Raw genomic sequence first — 20,654 nt, 5'->3', positions numbered from 1 at the left:
GGCTATTTCGGATCGGGCAGATCGACCCCGGCCAGTTTCCAGAAGAAGACCGAATGCCGCCTGAGCAGCAGGTCGAGCTTCTGATCCGGTTGGTCCGGATCGCTGAGCGTCACCGCAAAAGTGTCGAGATCGCGGTAGCTGTAGCTCCTGCGGATATCGTTCCCGGCGGTGTCGGCCGTCGGAGCGGCCTCCCCCACAGCATCGGCGGCGCGGGGCTCGCGGGCCTCGACCACCATGGCGGCGACGGCCTTGGGCGTCACCAATGTATCGACCGCGCTAGAGATCAGGCTGGGGGCCAGCAGCATGCCCAGACCGCCCAGCGCGGACCCCCGATCGCCCAGATCCCGGCGCATCTCGGCGACCAGACGGGCGTTCATCTCGTCCTTCATCGACTGACGCAGGGCCGGGAAATCGACCTTGCGCTCCAGCGCCGCCTCATCTCCCGCCTTGGCCGCCTCGACCAGCCCCCGCACGGCCAGCAGGGGCGAGGCGAAATAGGCGATCAGAAAGGCACCGACGACGGCGACGACGATGGCGATGACGGACTTGCGGTTCATGAATACTCCTACACGCACCAACGCGGCCAAGCTTGGGCGGTTGCGATCAGGGCCGCGACGGGTTCTCGTCCGGCAACCCGACATGCACCAGCTTCCACTCGTACGGCCCACGCCGCTCGAACGTGAATATGGTGCGGGCCCCGCCGTCGTTCGTCACCGCCAGCCGGGTCCGGTTGACGGACCAGTAGATCGGCGTAGGCCATTTCGCGTCGGCCGAGGTCGGCGGTTCGATCGCCGCCCGGCCCTCGCCCCGCGTCAGCGACGACAGGGCCGGCGGCGACAGATAGGCCTCCACGTCCGGCGCATCCGCTGCCCCAGGCGTCACCGCCTGATCGAACTGGCGTCGCACGGCCCCGATCGGGTCCTGGATGAAGGACGGCGGCGGCGTCAGAGGCTCGGGCCGACCCGACAACTGCGGCCTCAGCGACGCCCGGACGGCGTCATAATCGATCAGCCTGGCCAGGCCCGCGACATCCCCTGCCTCGGCCGCCGCCCGGATGCCGAAAAAGCCGACCACCGGCGCGGCGAAAAAGGCGACGACCGCCGCCACGGCCGCGACCGCGATCAGGTTGACGATCAGCCGCTTGAACGACGGCTCGTTCCGACGGGCCGCCTTGCGCGCCGCATCCCTCGCCCAGACCGGGCCTTCATCGGTCGGCGGAGAAGAAGGGGTCAAGGCAGGGGCTCCAGGATCAGGGCCGGAACGCTAGACGGAAATCCTGCCTCGACAAGGCCCCTTACCCGAAATCGCGACTCGCTGTGCCGCATCGGCCGTCAGTCGTTCGGACGGTCGGCGTCCTGGGCCCCACGCAGGGCGTCCTCGCGAGTATGGGCTTCCCCGGCCGCGACGGACTTGCCGTCCTCGGCGATCAGCATCCAGGTCCAGCGATCGCCGTCCTGTCGCAGGTGGACGGCGGACGAACCCTCGCTCGGGCGGCTGTGCGGCAGCGCGGCCGGCCCCGCAGGCTTTCCGTCGAGGCCCTCGATCATGGCGGCATCGAAAATCAACGCAACAACTCCTGTCGAAACAGAGGCAGGTCGTTCAGCGTGGGCTGAACGACCTGCTAGGCCCTGGCGCAATTCCCCACACCTGGGCTGTCTCGAACCGACGCTGTCACGCCGATCTGGCGTCTTGATAACGGCTCTCCCGATCATGACCATGCCTGTGCGTCTCAAGCCGCCCGGCCCGCCCAGGTCGCGGGATGATTGCCTTGGCCGGAGAAACCACGATAGGTTCGGGCCTGAGTTGGGAGCGGCGCCGGGCGTCGAGACGCGTTGACCAGTGAAGCCCTGGCCTGGGACACCGGGTCGCGTAACGGCGAAGAGACCTACGAACTCTATCGACAGAGCATGGCCGACCTGTATGCGGTCGAGGGCGTCGCACCCGAGGCTCGCCCCAGCTTCTACAATGCCACGGTCATGGCCCTGACGGCTGAAGGCGTCGTCGGTCGCGGACGATCCAGCGGCCAGATCATGCGACGCACCCGGCCCTATGTCGGTCGCTCGGCCATCGACGGGATCAACCTGCTGGTCAATCTGGCCCCGCTGGTCGGAGACTGCGCCGGGCGCGACGTGCGCTCACGCCCCGGCGACCTCCAGATCCGGGACCTGTCGCGCGAAACCGTGTCCCGGGTCGCCAGCGTCGATGTCTACAGCCTGCTGATCCCGCGCCGATACGTCCCCGACATCCTGCTACAACCGTCGGCCCACGGAACGGTACTCAGGCGCGACACCCCGGCCGGACGGTTGATCGCGGGCCATGTCCGCATCCTCGGCAACCAGATCGAGCGGCTGGACGATGCCCACAGACGAGCCGGGCTGACGGCGGCCCTGGCCATGACCGCCCGCGCCCTGGGGGATACGCGTCCGCTCGATCCGGAAACGCGTGCCTCCCTGCGCCTGGGACTACGCTGGCGGGCGGAGCGATGGATCCACGACCGACTGCTGGATCCCGACCTGGATGCCGACACCGTGGCCAGGGCCTGCGGCGGGTCTCGGGCCACCCTCTATCGCGCGTTCGACCATGACGGCGGGGTCCACCGCTTCATCCAGAAGCGGCGTCTGGAACGCGCCCATATGACCTTGCGCGAAGGCCGCCGCCGGTCGGTCGCTGATGTGGCCGAGGACCATGGCTTCCCCTCACAGTCCCACTTCAGCCGCGTGTTCCGAAATACCTTCGGCTATTCCCCGTCCGACGTCCGTCCTGGCCTGTCTCCGGACTTCCCGTTCCCCGTCCGCAATGGACGGATGAGGCATGACGTCGCCGTCGGATGGCTGAAAACCCTGGCCGCCACGGGCTGACATCGACCACGAAAACGCCCGCCGGAGCGATCTCCGGCGGGCGTCGATGTCGCGGATTTCAAGCCGGATTTAGCCGACGTTCGGCAGCTCGGCGCGCAGGTTCTCGGCGACCTTGTCGAGGAAGCCCTCGGTGGTCAGCCAGCCCTGGGTGTCGCCGACCAGCAGCGCCAGGTCCTTGGTCATGAAGCCGGCCTCGACGGTGTCGACGACGACCTTTTCCAGGGTCTCGGCAAAGGTGGCCAGTTCGGCGTTGCCGTCCAGCTTGGCGCGGTGCTTGAAGCCGGCGGTCCAGGCGAAGATCGAGGCGATCGAGTTGGTCGAGGTGGCCTCGCCCTTCTGGTGCTGGCGATAGTGGCGGGTCACGGTGCCGTGGGCGGCCTCGGTCTCCAGCACCTTGCCGTCCGGCGTCATCAGAACCGAGGTCATCAGGCCCAGCGAGCCGAAGCCCTGGGCGACGATGTCGGACTGGACGTCGCCGTCGTAGTTCTTGCACGCCCAGACGAAACCGCCCGACCACTTGATCGCAGCCGCGACCATGTCGTCGATCAGACGGTGCTCATAGGTCAGGCCGGCGGCCTTGAACTTGTCGGCATATTCGGCGTCGAACACTTCCTGGAAGATGTCCTTGAAGCGACCGTCATAGGCTTTCAGGATCGTGTTCTTGGTCGACAGATAGACCGGATAGTTGCGGGCCAGGCCATAGCTGAACGAGGCGTGGGCGAAGTCGCGGATCGAGTCGTCGAGGTTGTACATGGCCATGGCCACGCCCGCCGACGGGGCCTTGAACACCTCATGTTCGATCACCGCGCCGTCGTCGCCGACGAACTTGATCGTCAGGGTGCCGGCACCCGGCATCAGGAAGTCGGTGGCCTTGTACTGGTCACCGAAGGCGTGGCGGCCGACGACGATCGGCTGGGTCCAGCCCGGAACCAGACGGGGCACGTTCTGGCAGATGATCGGCTCGCGGAAGACCACGCCGCCCAGGATGTTGCGGATCGTGCCGTTCGGCGACTTCCACATCTTCTTGAGGCCGAACTCCTTCACCCGGGCCTCGTCCGGAGTGATGGTGGCGCACTTCACGCCGACGCCGTGCTTCTGGATGGCGTGGGCGGCGTCGATCGTCACCTGGTCGTCGGTGGCGTCGCGGTGCTCCATGCCCAGGTCGTAGTAGTCCAGTTCGACGTCGACGAACGGAAAGACCAGCTTGTCCTTGATCCATTGCCAGATGATCCGGGTCATCTCGTCGCCGTCGATGTCCACGATGGGATTGGCGACCTTGATCTTGGCCATGAAGCGCCTCTGTGCTGGGTGTCGGGGATTTGAGTTGGCGGGGGTATAGCGAGGCATTGCCGCGGGCGAAAGGTCTGGTGCGCGCCCACATCCCCCCGGGTTAACTTTGTCTTGAAAAAGTCGCCGTGTGCGGACTGAACCGATGCGCGGCTCAGACCTTAGTTTACCCGAACGGGCGTTGCGTACTGAGGCGAGAATGGACGATGAGACACGAAGACTGGTCGATCGCTGGATCATCACCTTCCTGGAGCCCCCCGCCTTCGTCGATGCGGAACTGATGGCGCGCGTGCTCGCTGAAGAGGACGACAGGATCGCGGAACGGCAGACCTCATGACGGAAAAGACCTTCAGGGCCGGCGAAACGGTGAAGTGGGACCACAGTCAGGGCACCACGACCGGCAAGGTCGTCAGGAAGCTGACGAAGCCCATGACGATCAGAAATCACAAGGTTGCGGCCTCGCCCGACAACCCCGAGTATCTGGTCGAGAGCGCAAAGACAGGCGCGCAGGCGGCCCACAGGCCGTCGGAACTGCGCAAGGCCTGAACACGCTGTGAGGGGGATGACGATGAACCGATGGACCATGGCGGCCGCGACCGTCTTGCTGGCGGCCTGCGGGAACGGCGAGGCGCGAACCGCCGGCGAGCCGGGCGCGTCGTCGACGGCTGCGACGCAAGCCGCGATCGTGAAATCGGAGAGCCGCCAGTTCCGAGACTGGTACGCCGTCTGTGACAACGGCAACGCCTGTGTCGCCTATACCGGGGGCGTGGCCGCCTGGGTTCGGGTCGGGATCGATGCAGGTCCGCAAGCCCGGCCGACGATCCATTTCGGCCTCTGGCCTGATGGCGGAGAGGAAAATCTCGGCGCTCCGATCAGTCTGGTGATCGACGGGCGACGCCATGCGACCACGCCCGGCCCCGACGACACCTCCAGCGCCGTGATCCCGGCGCGCGACGTCCGCGCCGTGCTGGCCGAACTGGCTGCGGCCAGGACCATATCCCTGGTCTCGGGCGATCAGACGGCGGAGCTTCCGGCCGCCGGCGCGTCTGCCTCGTTGCTGTGGTTCGACGAACGGCAGGGACGCCTGGACACGACCACCGCCCTGATCCGACGCGGGCAACGGGCAGCCTCGGCCGTGCCCGCCGCTCCAGACCTGCCTGTGATCACAGCGGCACCGGCCGTCAGCCAGACAGGCTTCACCACCGCCCTGGATCCGATCAACACCGATGACGAGGACGACAACGCCGTCCCGCCCGCCGCTCTGGAGGCCGTGCCCGCGGTCAGACAGTGCCGCGAAAATACCGCCTTCAACGACTATCTCCGCAAGGCCGTGACGGCCTCGCGGCTGAACGCCACGACCGAGCTCTGGGGCATCCCATGCGACAGCGGGGCCTACAACGTCAGCTACGCCTATTTCCTGGCCGGGGCCGGCGGCGCTGACCCACGACCGGTCAGCTTTCCCGATGCGGACGGAAAGGCGATGCAAGGGGCGGACGGAACAGAAGACTGGCTGATCAATCCCGCCTATGATCCCGCCACCCGGACCCTGTCCGCCTTCGCCAAGGCGCGGGGCTTAGGCGATTGCGGCGTCTCCCAGACCTGGACCTGGACCGGCCGCGCCTTCGTGCTCAGCCGCGAACAGGTGATGAGCGACTGTTTCGGCATGGTCTCGGACTTCTGGCCCACCACCTTCCGCAGTCGATGAGCGGCGACCCCGAGGTTCTCATCATCGGCGCGGGTCCGGCCGGGCTGACGGCGGCGACCTATCTCGGTCGGTTCCTGCGGCGGGTACTGGTGGCCGACGCCGGCGAGCCGCGAGCCTGCTGGATTCCGCTCAGCCACAATATGCCGGGCTTCCCGGCGGGCATCACGGGCGCTGCCATCCTGTCACGGCTGCGCGAACAGGCCGGGGAATACGGCGCGGCGATCGAGGCGGGGTCGGTCGAGGCTGTAAAGGTCGTCGACGATGGCTTCGTCGCCCGGCTGAACGGACGCAACGTCCACGCGCGGGCTGTGCTGATGGCGACGGGCGTGGTCGATCACCACCCGGACCTGCCCGGCGTCGAGGACGCCGTTCGCCGGTCGCTGGTGCGCATCTGTCCGATCTGCGACGCCTATGAGGCCACCGGCAAGGCCGTCGCCGTGATCGGTGCCAGCGACATGGGCGTACGCGAGGCCGCCTTCATGCGCACCTATTCCGACCGCGTGACCCTGATCCACGTTGGGGAGCCCGGTGCCCTGACCGAACGCGAGGCACTGGAACGCCTCGGCATCGGCCTTGTCGAGACGCCGATCGAACAGATCCATCTGGAAGGCGACCGGGTGACGGCCCTGAGCTGGGGCGGCCGCCAGACGGCCTTCGACATGGTCTATTCCGCGCTCGGCACCTCGGCGAACGCCGTACTGGCCCGGACGCTGGGTACCGCCCTGTGCGACGACGGACGATTGCTGGTGGACGATCATCAGATGACCAGCATCCCCGGCTTCTATGCCGCCGGGGACGTGGTTCGGGGCCTCAACCAGATCGCGGTCGCCACGGCCGAGGCCGCAGTGGCCGCCACGGCCATCCACAACGCCCTGCGCGAAGCGGACGGCCAGACGGTCTAGGCCGACCAGCCGGGAGCCGAGCGAGGGCTCCACGGGGTGACCACCTGGTGGGGCGTCGGGGCTCGCCGCTGAGCGCGGGGCGGCAGGGCGGCGACCAGTGCGCCGATCCAGCCCCATGCGGGTTCCTTATGAGTGCGGGTCATCTCTTCCATATCGGCCTCCTCAGGCAGTCGTTTCGGGGAGGCCCATATCTGGGCTTGACGGCCGCCGGTCTCAAACCAGATGATGGCTCGTAATCACAAGGCGGACTTATGCCAGATCCTCTCGCCGGCTTTCCCTTGGCCTCGATCCGCGTCTTCGAGGCGGCGGCCCGCCTGAAGAGTTTCACGCGGGCCGCCGACGAACTGGGCATGACCCAGGCCGCCGTAAGTTGGCAGATCAAGGCGCTGGAGACCCGGCTGGGCCTCAGCCTGTTCCGTCGCCTGCCACGCGAGGTTCAGCCGACCGAGCCCGGGGAGAGACTATCGCGCGCCGCCACCGAGGCCATGCTGGTGCTTCGCCGGGCTCTGACCGATCTGACCGACGCCGATGAAGGTGTGCTGTCCATCACGACCCTGGCGACCCTGGCCAGCCAGTGGCTGGCGGCGAGGCTGGGCGGGTTCCAGATCGCCAATCCCGGTTTGGCGGTGCGGGTCGACACCTCGTCCAACCTGATCGACCTGAGCCGCGAGAACACCGACATCGCCATCCGCTCAGGCACGGGCCAGTGGCCGGGGCTGGAGGCGGCACTGCTGATGCCCAGCGTCTTCACGCCGCTGTGTACGCCGGACCTGTGCGAAAGCCTGAAGCTTGAGACCCCCGCCGACCTGATCGCCGCGCCCCGCATCGGCGAGGAAAAGGAGTGGGGTGCCTGGTTCGCCGTCGCCGGGGTCGAGGGTGTGGCCCATCCGGCCGTGCGGCTTCAGGCCGACTTCCAGGCACTGGAGGTGGCGGCGGCCCTGGGTGGCCAGGGCGTCGCCCTGGCCTCGCCCATTCTCTATGCGCGGGAGATCGCGGCCGGGATGCTGATCCGGCCGTTTCCCCAGATCGTCGAGCTGAGCCCCGGCTACTGGGTCTGCTGGCCGGCCGATCGACGGCGCTCGCCCAAGATCGTGCGCTTCCGCGAATGGCTGCTGGCCGCCGCCGCCGCCGACCCGGCGATCCGGGAGGCGCTGACCGCCCTGGGTCGCTGAGCCCGGGTCGTCAGCTGAGCTGGGCTTCCAGAACCGCCAGGGGCACCGAACCGTTCAGCAGGACCCGATCGTGCCAGGCCTTCAGGTCGAATCCTGGCCGGCGTTCGGCCTCCTGCCGCAGGCGTTCGATGACCGTCTGTCCCAGCTTGTAGGAACAGGCTTGGCCGATCGAGACGCAGTAGCGGTCGATCTCCTTCTCGGCCGACCCCGCCGGCTCGCCGCATTCCTCGATCATGTACTGGATGGCCTGATCCCGGGTCCAACGCTTGTGGTGCAGGCCGGTATCGACGACCAGCCGCACTGCGCGGAACAGGTAGGATTGCAGATATCCGACCCGGCCCAGCGGGTTGTCGGCATAGACGTCGAGGTCGTCGGCAGCGACGCGTTCGGCATACAGGGCCCAACCTTCGTTATAGGCCGAGTTGCCCGCGATGCGGCGGTAGACCGGCAGGGTGCCGGCCTCCCGCGCTATGGTGATCTGCAGGTGATGGCCCGGCGAGGCCTCATGATAGGTCAGGGTCGGAAGACCCCATTTGGGCCAGTTCGCCGTGTCCGACAGGTTGATGTAATAGGCCCCCGGCCGCGACCCATCCAGCGACGCCCCCTGGTAATAGCCACCCGGCGCGCCGATCTCGATCGAGGGCGGCACGCGGCGAATCTCTACCTGGGCCTTGGGCAGGGTGTTGAACACGCGGGGCAGCATCGGCGCCAGGGCCGCCATCTGTTCGTTCAGCGACACCAGCAGATCGGCCTTGCCCTGGTCCGTATTGGGCCAGAGGTATTGCGGGTCTTCATTCAGGGCCCGAATGCGAGCCCCGACTGAACCTTCGGCCATGCCCTGGGCCTTCAGGATGGTGTCGATCTGCGCCTGGATTTCGGCGACCTGCTCCAGACCGATCTGGTGAATCTGTTCGGCGCTATAGTCGGTGGTGGTGTAGGCGCGGAGCGCCAGGCCGTAGGTCCTGCCGCCTTCGGGCAGCTTCCAGGCCCCGGCGTCCTCGGTGGCGTTCGGGCGCTGGGCCTCGAACACGGCGATCTGGCGGGCCAGGGCGGGCTTGACCAAGGTCTCCACGACATCGGCGGCCTGGGCTCCCCAGTCGCTTATCATCGACGCCGCGTCCGTCTTGCGGATCAGGGCCTGGATCATGGCCATCTCGTTGGGAGGCGTATCCCGAAGCGTCTTCAGTTGCGTGAGTGTCTTGTCCATCAGGAAGGACGGCAGCATGACCCCCGCCCGGCCATCGGCGGCGATGCGCTCGCTCTCGCCATCCAGCACGCCGGCGAAGGCTTCCAGCCGCGATATGAACGCGGCGGCATCGGCCTCGGTCTCGATCCGGTGCTGGTTGGCCAGGAAGTCGGGAACCGAGAAATAGGCCCCGGACCGCTGGGTCACCACATAGGGTCCGATCCCGCCGCCATAGGGAATGTCCGCGGCCATCGCCGCCCCCTCGGCGGTGAAGCGGAAGATGGCCCGGGTCACCCTGGCCTGGTCCGACAGGCCGTCCTCGGACACCGTCTGAATCTCGGCCCAGCGGGCACGGGCGCGGGTACGATCCGCTTCGGCGTCGGCGAGGCCGGACTTGCGCAGCTTGCTGGACAGGTTGGCCTTGTCGCCCCGGTCGAGGCCCAGGTTGGTCGCCTGTTCGGGACTGTTCTGCAGATTTTCCTCGAACCAGCGGGTCATCATGGCGTCCAGCCGGGCATCGGCCTCGGACATGACGGGCGGCGTCTGGGCCGCGGCGGGCAAGGCCGCGACCATGCCGAGACCGGCGGCGGAGACGAGCAGGCGGCGGCGATCGATCATGGTCATCTCTCTCATCAGGCCTGACGCGACGCGACCCAGCCGTCGATAACCTCTTCAAGCACGGTCAGGGGCACGCCACCGGCGGCCAGACCCACGTCATGGAAGCCCTTGATGTCGAAGCGCGGGCCCAACTTGGCCTTGGCCGCCTCGCGAAGACGCACCCAGGTCGAATGGCCGACCTTGTAGCTGGACGCCTGACCGGGCCAGACGGCGTACCGTTCGACCTCGGTCGCGATGGAGCTTTCCTGGTCGCCCAGGGTGTCGACCATGTAGCGGATGCCCTCCTCGCGGCTCCAGCGCTTGTAGTGCAGGCCGGAATCGACCACGAGCCGCGTCGCCCGGAACATCAGCGACTGGATGGACCCGATCTGGCCCCAGGGATCGCCCTCGTACATCCCGATCTCGTCGGCCAGCTGTTCGGAGTACAGGCCCCAGCCTTCCGAATAGGCCGAGAAGCCCAGGATCTTCATCAGCATGGGTGCCGACGCGTTCTCCTGTTGCAGGGCGATCTGGAAATGGTGGCCGGGCACCGCCTCGTGATAGGTCAGGGTCGGCAGGGTGTACTTGGGCCATTCGGCCGTGTCGCGCAGGTTGATATAGTAGGCCCCGGGCCGCGATCCATCCAGCGACGGCGACTGGTAGTAGCCGCCGGGCGCGCCGGCCTCGATGTCCTTGGGCACGCGGCGGATGTCGCAGCCGGACTTGGGCAGGCGGCCGAAATACTCGGGCATCCGCGCCATGACCCGCTCCATCTGGGCGTTCAGATCGGTGAGCAGGACCGCCTTGGCCTCGTCGGTGTTGGGATACAGCTGGCCGGGCACCTGACTGGCGATCGAGGCGATCCGGGCCCCGACCGTGCCCTGGGTCAGGCCCTGGGCCTTGAGCAGGACGTCGGCGCGGGCGGACAGCTCGGCGACCTGTTCGAGACCCATCTGATGGATCTCCTGCCCGGTCATGCCGGTGGTCGTGTAGAAGCGCAGGCCGAAGTCGTAGTAGGCCTCGCCCTGCGGCAGACGCCAGACGCCGGCGTCATGCACCGCCGTCGGACGCTGGCCGGCGAGCGCGTCGCGCTGGCGGCGGAGGGCCGGCAGGACCTCGCGTGACACAATGGCGAGCGCCCGGGCTGACCAGTCGCCCGCCAGCCCCTTGGCCTCGGCCCGCCGCGCCACGGACGTTACGAGCGTCAGACCCGCAGCATCGGCGTCCAGCGTCCGGTCCATCTGGCCGGTCGTCCGGTCGATGACGAAGTCCGGCGGGACGGCACCGGCGCCGAAATCGGCCCGCATCCGCTCCGTCTCCTGGTCATAGACCTTGCCCAGGTCAGACAGGCGCGACAGATAGGCCTCGGCGTCCTGGGCCGTCTCGATCGAGTGCTGGCTGTCCAGGAAGTCAGGTACCGACTGATAGGCACCGCCGAGTTGGCTGATCGTATAGGGCGACGGGTACTGGCCGCCGCCGTATGGAAAGTCGGAGCCCGACGCCACCGTCTCACCAAAGAATTTGACCGAGTCGAAATAGACCTTGGACTGGGTCGTCAGGGCGTTGCGGTCGATGGCCGAAAGCTCGGCCATGCTGGCCCGCATCTTGACCTTGTCGGCGTCGATCTTGGCCTGGGACTGGTCATCCAGCTTGGCCTTCATCGGTGCCGCCGGTCCCTTGTCGAGCCCCAGCATGGTCAGGGTCTGGGGCGAGGTCATGATCATGTCGCGCACGATCCCGTCCATCGCCGCCGTCAGGGCCGCATCGGCGGTGCCGGCACCAGGCGAAGCGGTCTGGCGCACCGTCCCGGCGAGGGCGCGGGCGGGTTCCGACAGCGCCGCCAGGGCGCTGGCGGCGACGAGGAGGCGGCGGCGATCGATCATGGGGGAACTCCGGGACGGGACTTCGCGCATCAGCCGTGATCCCACGCCCCGACGCAAGCCTTACCCGGCGTGCAGTTCCTGCTTTACCCGTTCGGCCAGTGATTTGATGTCCAGCGGCTTGGGCAGGAAGGACACGCCCTTTTCGTCCTGCAACAGGTCCGAGAAGTCGCTCTCGGCATAGCCCGAGATGAACATCACCGGTGCGTCCCCCAGATACTGGCGCGCCTTCTTCAGCAGGGACGGCCCGTCGAGGCCGGGCATGATGACGTCGGAGATCATCATGTCGATCTGGCCGGCCCATTCCTCGGCCAGGGCCAGGGCCTCCTCGCCGTCGGCGGCCTCGATGACCTCATAGCCGCGCTGGCGCAGCAGGCGGGCGGCGATGCCCCGAACGGCGGCCTCGTCCTCGACGAACAGGATGCGACCAGCCCCCGACAGGTCGCGCGGCGCGGCCTTGACCTTGACCACCACGGGCGCGGCCTCGACCAGTTCCTCGGCCGTCGCGGCGGGCAGGAAGATGCGGAACGCAGCACCCGCGCCCGGCAGGTTGGTCACCCCGATGTGGCCGCCCGCCTGCTGGACGATGCCGTAGACGGTGGCCAGGCCCATGCCTGTGCCCTCGTTGACGGCCTTGGTCGTGAAAAAGGGCTCGAAGATCTTGTCCAGCAGTTCGGGCGGCACGCCGGGGCCGGTGTCGGACACCTCGATCAGCGCCACTTCATCGGTCGTGGCATCGAGCCAGCCCATGGTCCGGGCCTCGGCCCCGGTCAGGCGGCGGGTCAGGATGGTGACCACTCCCGCCCCCGGCTCGACCACGCCGCGCATGGCGTCGCGGGCGTTGACGGCCAGGTTCATCACAGCCGTCTCCAACTGGGACTTGTCGGCCAGGACGACCGGCAGATCGCGTCCATAGTCCGTCTCGAGGCGCACATCCTCGCGCAGCAGACGGCGCAGCAGGACGGTGAATTCGCTGACCAGTTCGCCCAGGTCCAGCCGCTCGCGCCGCACGGTCGACTTGCGCGAGAAGGCCAGCAGTTTCCGCACAAGGTCGGCTGCTCGAATGGCTGTCTGGCGGATTTCGTTCAGGCCGTCATAGGAGGGATCGCCGACCGGGTGGCGCTCCAGCAGACCCGAGAGCTGAAGCTGGATCGCGGTCAGCAGGTTGTTGAAGTCGTGCGCCACGCCCCCGGCCAGCTGGCCCACGGCCTGCATCTTCTGGGCCTGCGACAGCTGAAGCTCCATCGACTTCTGGGCCGAGACGTCGAACAGCCAGACGCGACGCTTGTCGCCTTCCGGCGCGACATACAGGTGCAGCATCCGGTCGGGATGGGCCCGGGCGACCAGTTCGATCGGGCCGGTCGATCCCGCCGCCATACGGGTGCGGGCTTCGCTCACTCCGTTGGGCTCGAACAGATGACCGAAGGCGGCGTCTCGGGCGGCATTCGGACCGGTCAGGACCGCGAGCGCGGGATTGGGGTCCTCGGCGCGACCGGCGAAGATGTCGTCGCCGTCGATGACCGCCGAGCCGAACGGCGCACCGGCCGCCATCGCTCTGCCTTCGCCAGAGGCTGCGACGTAGGCTTTCGGGAGGGCGGCGGCCGGGGTCTCCAGCGCGGCCTGCGGGGCCTCGCGCACCAGGAAGCGACCGCCTCCGCTCGCATCGGTTCCGGCCTGACCGATCATCACCTCGATCTCGCGCGTGCCGACCAGGACGATGGCGCGTCCCTGTTCGCCTTGCCGGGCCTGGGCGAAGGCCATGTAGAGCGCCTGAGCCGACTTGCCCTTGGGCAGGGCATCCAGGGCACCGTTCTGCGCACCCCAGGCGGCGTTGTAGACCAGCACCTGTCCATTGGCGCGAACAAGGGCGGCCGGCTCGGCCATGGCGTCCAGCATCTCGACCGCGACGTCCCCGGCCGGAGCTGCGCCCGTCGTCTTGCGTTCGCCGCGCCCGAAGGCCAGCAGCCCGATCAGGGCCACGGCGGCGACCGTCAGCAGGAGCACCGCATGCGGCGTGGTCGTCGGGCCCGAGCGGAACGCCGGCCAGGCCAGGGCCCCGATCGCGACCGAAAAGCCGATCGCCATCACGATCAGCAGCGGATCGAAGCGGAACCTCGGCGAGGGATGGACGGGTGCGGTCACGCGACCTCTCAGGCGAATCAGTGCGTCAGCATACGCCACAAATGAAATCTTCCCCTTCGTGCGCGAACAGGCGGGTTCTCCGCAGGCTTCCGACCGGCTATCTGGCCCCTCATGACCTTGCCCCACGCCATTTCCGGCCTCTCCGAGATCGCCGCCGACTATGACATCCTGCTGTGTGACGTCTGGGGGGTGATCCACAACGGGCGCGAAAGCTGGCCCGAGGCCTGCGACGCCCTGGCCCGTTTCAACCGAGACCATGGCCACGTCATCCTGATCTCCAATGCGCCGCGTCCGGCCTCGGACGTGCATGCTCAACTCGACGCGCTGGGCGTGCCGCGCGAGAGCTGGCGGGCCTTCGTCACCTCCGGCGACGCGACCCGCGCGGAACTGGCGAGGCGGGCGCCGGGTCCGGCCTGGGTCCTCGGACCCGACCGGGACTGGCCCCTGTACGACGGCCTTGGGCTGGACCTGGCTGAAGACGCGGGCGACGCCGCCTTCCTGTCGGTCACCGGTCTGCTGGACGACACAACCGAGACGCCCGCCGACTATCGCGAACGGCTGAAGCCCGCCGCCGAACGGGGACTGGAGATGATCTGCGCCAACCCCGACCGGATCGTGCAGCGCGGCGACACCATCATCTACTGCGGCGGGGCCCTGGCCGATCTGTACGAGGAACTCGGCGGCCGGGTGACCATGGCGGGCAAGCCCTATGGTCCCATCTACGCCCTGGCTCTGGCCGAGGCGGCGCGGCTTCTGGGTCGTCCTGTCGATCGTTCTCGGGTGCTGTGCATCGGCGACGGGGTCATCACCGACGTGATGGGGGCCAACCAGCAGGCGCTCGACTGCCTGTTCATCGCCCAGGGCATCCACGGCGACGCGGCAAAGGGCCCGGACGGGCTGATCGATCCGGCGCTGGCCGCAGGCCTGCTGAAGGCGGAGACGACCTATGCCCGGTACGCTGCACTCGATCTGACCTGGCAGGCCTCGCCAAAATGATGCGGGCCGTCTAACAGCGACGCATGACCGGACCCCACCCCTCAGGCGGCTATATCCTCGAAGAGCTCTCGGTCGGCATGGTCGCCGAGAAGCCCGTCATCATCACCGAGGAGCGGATTCAACGTTTTGCCGAGGCGTCCGACGACTTCAATCCCGTGCATATGGACGAGGCCTATGCCTCAAAGACCGCCTATCGCGGCCGGATCGCCCACGGCCTGCTGTCGGCGTCGTTCGGCTCGGCGGTGGTCGGGACCATCCTGCCGGGCGCCGGCGCGATCTATCTCAGCCAGACCCTGGCCTTCCACAAGCCGGTGCGGATCGGCGATGTCGTCATTGCGAAGATCACCGTCGCCTCGGTCGATGAGGTGTCTGCCCGGGTCGTCCTGACCTGCGAGGGCCATGTGAACGGCGAGCTGATCATGGACGGCGAAGCCACCGTGCGTGTGCCGCGTCGGCGCCGTCCCGCCAAGGGCTGACCGTCCATGGCCATCAAGGTCATTCGGGGCTGGCGCGACCTGCCGGCCGAACTGAAGGGCGCTGCCGCTGCGATCGGGGCGCTGGACGGCGTACACCGGGGCCATCGCGCGGTGATCGCCGCAGCGAGCGAGGCTGCTGCAAGGCTGGGTGCCCCCTTGGCGGCGGTCAGTTTCGATCCTCATCCCCGCCGCTGGTTCCAGCCCGACGCGGCCCCGTTTCGCCTGATGAACGCGAACCAGATGGCCCGGGCGCTGGAGCCCCTGGGCGTGGAGCGCCTCCATCTGCTGGCGTTCGACGCAGAGATGGGGGCGATGAGCGATGCAGACTTCGCCCGGGACGTGCTCGGAACGGGATTGGGCATCCGTCACGCCGCCGTCGGCTTCGACTTCACCTTCGGCAAGGGTCGGTCGGGATCGCCCCAGTCCCTGAAGGCTTATGGACACGACCTGGGTTTCACCGTGTCGGTCACGTCCCGGGTCGATGACGCCAACGGCCTGAAACTGTCGTCCAGCGCAGTGCGTGAGGCCTTGCAGGCCGGCGACATGGCCCGCGCCGCCGCCATCCTGGGCCGCCCCTTCGCCATCGAGGGCGAGGTGGTCCACGGCGACAAGCGCGGCCGCACCATCGGGGTGCCGACCGCCAATGTCCGGCTCGGCGACTATATGCGGCCGGCCTACGGGGTTTATGCCACCCGGACCCGGTTGCCGGACGGCCGCGTCGTCGACGGCGTCGCCAACCTGGGCGTCCGGCCGATGTTCGAGATCGACGAGCCGCTGCTGGAGGTGTGGCTGTTCGACTTCTCTGGCGATCTGTACGGCCAGACCGTCGAGACAGACCTCGTGGCCCGTCTGCGCGGCGAGATGGATTTTGACGGGCTGGACGCGCTGAAGGTCCAGATCGAGGCCGATGCGAAGGCGGCAAGGATCGCCCTGGCGCTCAGCCCCCCGCCGCCTCGATGACCTTGAGGGTCTCTGCCCGCACCGACTTGCCATCGGCACCGATGACGTCGTCGACCTTCCAGTTCACGCCCTCCCGGACCAGATTGAGCGTTTGCGTGGTCGTCTCGCCCGCATTGGTGAAGACGACGGCGGCGGTGGCGGCGTTCACCCCCGTCTGACCGACGGTCAGGCTGTCGAGGGTGAACGGCCCCTGGTCCTGGCAGGCGCAGATCAGGTCGTAGTTCAGGGTCGGCACTTCGCCGTTTGCGACCCGGAAGTCAGCGCCGATCGTGGCGTTCATCATGCGCGAATAGATCGGGTCCTGGCCCGGCGCCGGGGTATCGGTTCCAGGGCCGCCTGCGACGTAGACGGCGTAGAGCGCTCGCACGAAGGGCTCGGGCCCCTCGCCCGCTGCCTGATAGATGGCCGGGCGACCCGGCGGCAGGGTGGCGGCCGCCGGGGTCTCGGCGATGGGGGCCGAACCGCCCTCGGAACATCCGGCGAGGGTCAGCGAGGCCACGATCGTGGCGGCGACAACCGAGGGGGCGACACGCATGGGCGTTTCCTGATGGTGCGCGATCCTGAAACGCCGCGCTGACGTGCTGACGCTAGACCCGGGGCTTGCGATTTCCCAGAGGCTTCATCGGGTCAGTCGTGGGCAGACCCACCCGCCTCGACCCGCTGGATGGATTCGGTCAGCTGGTCGGCCAGGCTGGGGTAGCCGGGGTTCAGGACGTCGTCGATCGTCCATCCCCGGATCGGATCACCCCAGAGCAGCAGGCGCGCGGTCTTCGTCTCGCCGGCGTTGACGAACCGCACGGTGGCGATCCAGCGCATCCGCACGTTGTCGAGGCTGACCCCCACGGACTGGACCCGCAGGTTCTCCCAGTCCTGGCAGTCACAGATCGGATCGGCGTCGAGATAGGGCAGATCCTCGGTGGCCAGTTCGCGGTCGCGCCGGATCAGCGTCGCCATCCGGGGCGACCAGACCGCCCGGTCGCCCAGATCCGGCGGCGAGACGTCCTCGTCGGAATAGGCGGCATAGACGCCGCGCACGAAGGCAGCGGCCCCCTCGTCGCCGCGCTGGGCAGAGGCCGAGGAGGCTGTGCCCGCCAGCAGCAGCCCCACGATCATCGCTGGAAAATGTCGCATCCCTACCTCCGTAACCCGCCGGATCATGCGCCGAGTTCGCCCCGGTCCCACTGTCGAATGCTGACGCTCGCACTGGCGCAGCCGGTTCCGGCTCTGCTAGACAGCGCCCATCATGACCGTCCGCGTCTTCCGTCGCCCGATTTCGATTAGCCGCCCGGCGTAGCGCCGAGGGCTGCTTCAGCCCCGCCCACGCCGGGAACTCCGCTCTTGACCCGAGCGACCATCGAGACAGCGAACGATCAATCAGAACACGCCGAGACCAACCATGGCCGACGACCAATCCAACGCCCCCGCCGCCCGCGATTACCGCGAGACGGTCTTCCTGCCCGAGACGCCGTTCCCGATGCGGGGCGGCCTGCCGCAGAAGGAGCCGGCGATCCTGGAGCAGTGGGGCGACCTGTATGCGACCCTGCGCGCCGAACGTCAGGTCCAGGGCGCGCCGCTCTATGTGCTGCACGACGGCCCGCCCTATGCCAACGGCGACATCCACATCGGCCATGCGCTGAACAAGACGCTGAAGGATTTCGTGGTCCGGTCGCGCTTCCTGCTGGGCTATGACGTCGACTACGTCCCCGGCTGGGACTGCCACGGCCTGCCCATCGAGTGGAAGATCGAGGAACAGTACCGGGCCAAGGGCCGGCGCAAGGACGAGGTCTCCAAGGAGGAATTCCGCAAGGCCTGCCGCGACTATGCCGCCGGCTGGATCGACGTGCAGGGGGCCCAGTTCAAGCGTCTGGGGATCACCGGCGACTTCGACAATCGCTATGCCACAATGGACTTCTCGACCGAGGCGAAGATCGTCGCCGAGTTCCACCGGTTCAAGAATTCGGGTCAGCTGTATCGCGGCTCCAAGCCCGTGATGTGGTCGCCGGTCGAACGCACGGCGCTGGCCGACGCCGAGATCGAGTACCACGACCACGTCTCGCCCACGATCTGGGTCAAGTTCCCGGTGATCGCGGCGTCGGACGACCATGACGACGACCTGCTGGCCTTCCGCCACGCGACCCCGTCGATCGTGATCTGGACCACCACGCCCTGGACCATCCCGGCCAACCGGGCGATCAGCTACGGGCCCGAGATCGCCTATGGCCTGTACGAGGTCCAGTCGATGGAACAGGGGCTGGAGTTCGAGCCCTGGGCTGCGGCCGGAGACCGTCTGATCGTCGCCGACAAGCTGGCCGAGGATGTGTTCAGGGCAGCGAAGATCGCGACCTGGACCCGGGTGTCCGACCTCAATCCGTCGGGTCTGGAGTGCGCCCATCCGCTGGCGGCGCTCGATCCGGGCTATGGCTTCTCGGTGCCCCTGCTGGCCGGAGATCACGTCACCGACGACGCGGGGACCGGCTTCGTCCACACTGCGCCCGGCCACGGCGCCGACGACTTCGAGGTGTGGAAGGCCCACGGTCATCACGAGGTGCCCGACACGGTCGATCCGGACGGTGCCTACTATCCCGGCGTGCCCCTGTTCGCGGGGCTGAAGGTGCTGGAGACCGAGGGCAAGAAGACGGGCAAGTTCGGTCCTGCGAACGGTGCGGTGATGGACAGGCTGATCGAGGCCGGGACGCTGCTGGCGCGCGGTCGGATCGAACACACCTATCCGCACTCGTGGCGGTCCAAGGCGCCGGTGATCTTCCGCAATACGCCGCAGTGGTTCATCCGCATGGATGCCCCGCTCAAGGACGGCGACACCCTGCGCGAGACGGCGCTGAAGGCCATCGACCACACCGACTTCCACCCCGAGGCGGGCCGCAACCGCATCCGCTCCATGGTCGAGGGCCGGCCCGACTGGCTGATCAGCCGCCAGCGCGCCTGGGGTACGCCTCTGGCCATGTTCGTGGACAAGCACACCGGCCAGCCCCTGCATGACCCCGAGGTCGACGCCCGCATCCTGAAGGCCATCGCCGAGCACGGTGCCGACATCTGGTTCAGCGCGCCGGACAGCGATTTCCTGGGTGTCCACGACCCGGCGCGGTACGAGAAGGTCGAGGACATTCTGGACGTCTGGTTCGACTCCGGATCGACCCATGCCTTCACCATCGAGCCCCGCGATCCGGCCAATGGATACGTCGGCGACCGGCCCTCGCACTGGCCGGCGGACCTGTATCTGGAAGGGTCGGACCAGCATCGCGGCTGGTTCCAGTCGTCCCTGCTGGAGGGCTCCGGCACGCGCGGCCGGGCACCGTTCAATGCGGTCCTGACCCACGGCTTCACCCTCGACGAGAAGGGGGAGAAGATGTCCAAGTCCAAGGGCAATACGACCGACCCCGCCGTCATCATCAAGGAGAGCGGGGCCGACATCCTGCGCCTTTGGGTCGCGCTGGTGGACTATTCGGACGATCAGCGGATCGGCAAGACGATCCTTCAGACGACGGTAGATGCCTATCGCAAGCTGAGGAACACCGTCCGCTATCTGCTGGGTGCCCTGGTCGGGTTCGACGAGGACGAGCGACTGACCGACTACGATCAGATGCCGCCTCTTGAGAAGTTCGTGCTGCATCGGCTGCACGAACTGGATGGCCAGGTGAGGAAGGCCTACGCCGAATACCGCTTCCAGGACGTGGTCCGGCCGGTGCTGGAGTTCTGCGCCAACGACCTGTCGGCCCTGTATTTCGATATCCGCAAGGACAGCCTGTACTGCGACCGTCCGGATGCGATCCGCCGCCGTGCGGCTCGGACGGTGATGGACGAGGTGTTCATGCGGCTGACCGCCTGGCTGGCCCCGCTGACGCCGTTCACCATGGAGGAGGCGTGGCTGACGCGCTTCCCGGAGGCGGGGACGAACTGTGCGCGGGTGATTCCGGAGACGCCCAGTGAGTGGCAGAACTGGAACGAGAAGCATCGTTGGGAGAAGGTCCAACGCGTGTTGCTGGTCACCAATGGCGCCCTGGAAGTCGAACGCCGCGAGAAGCGTATCGGAACCGGCCTTGACGCCGAACTGACCGTCTACATTGCGGACGATCAACTTCTGGCAGCGTTTGAGGGGCTCGCGGCACAAGACGTGGCCGACATCTTCCGGTCGAGCGTCGCAAGCATCGTCGCCGGTATCAGCCCCGAAGCGGTCGAGACTTTCCAGGCCCTGGAAGTGATCAACGTTGAGGTCGTCGCGAAACCGATTCTGGACCACCCCAAATGCGCCCGCTCCTGGCGTCGGGTGCCGGACGTGGGGTCCGACCCCGACTACCCCGAGTTGAGCGCCCGCGATGCAGATGCGGTGCGGTGGTGGGATCAGCAGCGGGCGGGGTAACCCACATTCCGCTCATCCCGGCGAAAGCCGGGACCCAGTGCTTTTGGGGGTCACAGGTGTGGGATCGCCGCTGGTGGAAAACTGACGGCATCGATCGCCCAAAGGACTGGGTCCCGGC

The 20,654-nt window shown here is 67.7% G+C and carries 20 protein-coding genes; 10 read left to right on the top strand and 10 right to left on the bottom strand.

Annotated features, from left to right (window positions below; translation table 11 throughout):
- Positions 1 to 2 precede the first annotated feature (2 nt).
- The 3 genes from O5K39_RS07835 to O5K39_RS07825 form a co-directional block, all read right to left on the bottom strand.
- Positions 3 to 557, bottom strand: coding sequence for a DUF2939 domain-containing protein (locus O5K39_RS07835; RefSeq protein ID WP_271146716.1), 555 nt, complete (start codon positions 555 to 557; stop codon positions 3 to 5).
- 46 nt (positions 558 to 603) lie between these two features.
- A complete protein-coding gene (locus tag O5K39_RS07830) occupies positions 604 to 1,233 on the bottom strand; it encodes a DUF2939 domain-containing protein (protein WP_271146715.1) in 630 nt (209 codons plus the stop codon).
- 98 nt (positions 1,234 to 1,331) lie between these two features.
- Positions 1,332 to 1,565 carry a hypothetical protein gene (locus O5K39_RS07825; RefSeq protein WP_271146714.1) on the bottom strand — a complete coding sequence of 78 codons (234 nt, stop codon included), beginning with the start codon at positions 1,563 to 1,565 and terminating at the stop codon, positions 1,332 to 1,334.
- 267 nt (positions 1,566 to 1,832) lie between these two features.
- On the opposite strand from O5K39_RS07825, the gene O5K39_RS07820 reads away from it, so the two are divergent.
- Positions 1,833 to 2,858 carry an AraC family transcriptional regulator gene (locus tag O5K39_RS07820; protein ID WP_271146713.1) on the top strand — a complete coding sequence of 342 codons (1,026 nt, stop codon included), beginning with the start codon at positions 1,833 to 1,835 and terminating at the stop codon, positions 2,856 to 2,858.
- Between the two features lie 69 nt (positions 2,859 to 2,927).
- Here the strand turns inward: O5K39_RS07820 and O5K39_RS07815 are convergent, their stop codons facing one another.
- A complete protein-coding gene (locus O5K39_RS07815) occupies positions 2,928 to 4,148 on the bottom strand; it encodes an NADP-dependent isocitrate dehydrogenase (RefSeq protein ID WP_271146712.1) in 1,221 nt (406 codons plus the stop codon).
- 196 nt (positions 4,149 to 4,344) lie between these two features.
- Between O5K39_RS07815 and O5K39_RS07810 the strand changes: the two genes are divergently transcribed.
- Genes O5K39_RS07810 through O5K39_RS07795 form a run of 4 tightly spaced genes read left to right on the top strand, consistent with a single transcriptional unit; the run spans position 4,345 to position 6,752 of the window.
- The gene (locus tag O5K39_RS07810; protein WP_271146711.1) at positions 4,345 to 4,482 is read left to right on the top strand and encodes a hypothetical protein; all 138 of its coding nucleotides are present in this window, start codon (positions 4,345 to 4,347) and stop codon (positions 4,480 to 4,482) included.
- Complete coding sequence (locus tag O5K39_RS07805; protein WP_271146710.1) at positions 4,479 to 4,691, top strand: DUF2945 domain-containing protein; 213 nt, start codon at positions 4,479 to 4,481, stop codon at positions 4,689 to 4,691. Before O5K39_RS07810 ends, O5K39_RS07805 begins: the two co-directional genes overlap by 4 nt.
- A gap of 22 nt (positions 4,692 to 4,713) precedes the next feature.
- Positions 4,714 to 5,850 (top strand): DUF1176 domain-containing protein, encoded by a 1,137-nt coding sequence (locus tag O5K39_RS07800; protein WP_271146709.1) that lies wholly within the window; start codon positions 4,714 to 4,716, stop codon positions 5,848 to 5,850.
- Positions 5,847 to 6,752, top strand: coding sequence for an NAD(P)/FAD-dependent oxidoreductase (locus O5K39_RS07795; RefSeq protein WP_271146708.1), 906 nt, complete (start codon positions 5,847 to 5,849; stop codon positions 6,750 to 6,752). The genes O5K39_RS07800 and O5K39_RS07795 overlap by 4 nt, the downstream gene beginning before the upstream one ends.
- Here O5K39_RS07795 and O5K39_RS07790 read toward each other — a convergent pair.
- Complete coding sequence (locus O5K39_RS07790) at positions 6,749 to 6,904, bottom strand: hypothetical protein (RefSeq protein WP_271146707.1); 156 nt, start codon at positions 6,902 to 6,904, stop codon at positions 6,749 to 6,751. The genes O5K39_RS07795 and O5K39_RS07790 overlap by 4 nt on opposite strands.
- A 99-nt stretch (positions 6,905 to 7,003) precedes the next feature.
- Between O5K39_RS07790 and O5K39_RS07785 the strand changes: the two genes are divergently transcribed.
- On the top strand, positions 7,004 to 7,924 hold the full coding sequence (locus O5K39_RS07785) for a LysR substrate-binding domain-containing protein (protein ID WP_271146706.1): 921 nt from the start codon (positions 7,004 to 7,006) through the stop codon (positions 7,922 to 7,924).
- 10 nt (positions 7,925 to 7,934) lie between these two features.
- On the opposite strand, the gene O5K39_RS07780 is transcribed toward O5K39_RS07785, so the two are convergent.
- Genes O5K39_RS07780 through O5K39_RS07770 form a run of 3 tightly spaced genes read right to left on the bottom strand, consistent with a single transcriptional unit; the run spans position 7,935 to position 13,672 of the window.
- Positions 7,935 to 9,728: a DUF885 domain-containing protein gene (locus O5K39_RS07780; RefSeq protein ID WP_271146705.1), complete on the bottom strand. Its 1,794-nt coding sequence runs from the start codon at positions 9,726 to 9,728 to the stop codon at positions 7,935 to 7,937.
- A 14-nt stretch (positions 9,729 to 9,742) separates the two neighbouring features.
- On the bottom strand, positions 9,743 to 11,590 hold the full coding sequence (locus O5K39_RS07775; protein WP_271146704.1) for a DUF885 family protein: 1,848 nt from the start codon (positions 11,588 to 11,590) through the stop codon (positions 9,743 to 9,745).
- Between the two features lie 60 nt (positions 11,591 to 11,650).
- Positions 11,651 to 13,672, bottom strand: coding sequence for an ATP-binding protein (locus tag O5K39_RS07770; protein ID WP_271147124.1), 2,022 nt, complete (start codon positions 13,670 to 13,672; stop codon positions 11,651 to 11,653).
- A 168-nt stretch (positions 13,673 to 13,840) separates the two neighbouring features.
- Here O5K39_RS07770 and O5K39_RS07765 point away from each other — a divergent pair, with 168 nt between their 5' ends.
- The 3 genes from O5K39_RS07765 to O5K39_RS07755 are packed head-to-tail and all read left to right on the top strand — an operon-like array spanning position 13,841 to position 16,161.
- On the top strand, positions 13,841 to 14,725 hold the full coding sequence (locus O5K39_RS07765) for a TIGR01459 family HAD-type hydrolase (protein ID WP_271146703.1): 885 nt from the start codon (positions 13,841 to 13,843) through the stop codon (positions 14,723 to 14,725).
- Positions 14,726 to 14,748: 23 nt separating this feature from the next.
- Positions 14,749 to 15,201 carry a MaoC family dehydratase gene (locus O5K39_RS07760; protein ID WP_271146702.1) on the top strand — a complete coding sequence of 151 codons (453 nt, stop codon included), beginning with the start codon at positions 14,749 to 14,751 and terminating at the stop codon, positions 15,199 to 15,201.
- Positions 15,202 to 15,207: 6 nt separating this feature from the next.
- Positions 15,208 to 16,161, top strand: coding sequence for a bifunctional riboflavin kinase/FAD synthetase (locus O5K39_RS07755; protein ID WP_271146701.1), 954 nt, complete (start codon positions 15,208 to 15,210; stop codon positions 16,159 to 16,161).
- Here O5K39_RS07755 and O5K39_RS07750 read toward each other — a convergent pair.
- The gene (locus O5K39_RS07750) at positions 16,139 to 16,696 is read right to left on the bottom strand and encodes a DUF3828 domain-containing protein (RefSeq protein WP_271146700.1); all 558 of its coding nucleotides are present in this window, start codon (positions 16,694 to 16,696) and stop codon (positions 16,139 to 16,141) included. The two genes, O5K39_RS07755 and O5K39_RS07750, sit on opposite strands and share 23 nt — an antisense overlap.
- Before the next feature lie 92 nt (positions 16,697 to 16,788).
- Positions 16,789 to 17,292 (bottom strand): DUF3828 domain-containing protein, encoded by a 504-nt coding sequence (locus O5K39_RS07745; RefSeq protein WP_271146699.1) that lies wholly within the window; start codon positions 17,290 to 17,292, stop codon positions 16,789 to 16,791.
- 265 nt (positions 17,293 to 17,557) lie between these two features.
- Here O5K39_RS07745 and ileS point away from each other — a divergent pair, with 265 nt between their 5' ends.
- Positions 17,558 to 20,536, top strand: coding sequence for an isoleucine--tRNA ligase (gene ileS / locus O5K39_RS07740; protein WP_271146698.1), 2,979 nt, complete (start codon positions 17,558 to 17,560; stop codon positions 20,534 to 20,536).
- The last annotated feature ends 118 nt before the right edge of the window (positions 20,537 to 20,654 follow it).

Source organism: Brevundimonas sp. NIBR10, from assembly GCF_027912515.1.
Classification (GTDB): Bacteria; Pseudomonadota; Alphaproteobacteria; order Caulobacterales; family Caulobacteraceae; genus Brevundimonas.
Note: the sequence above shows the minus strand (reverse complement) of the source record. Positions and strands in the feature narration are given on the sequence as shown.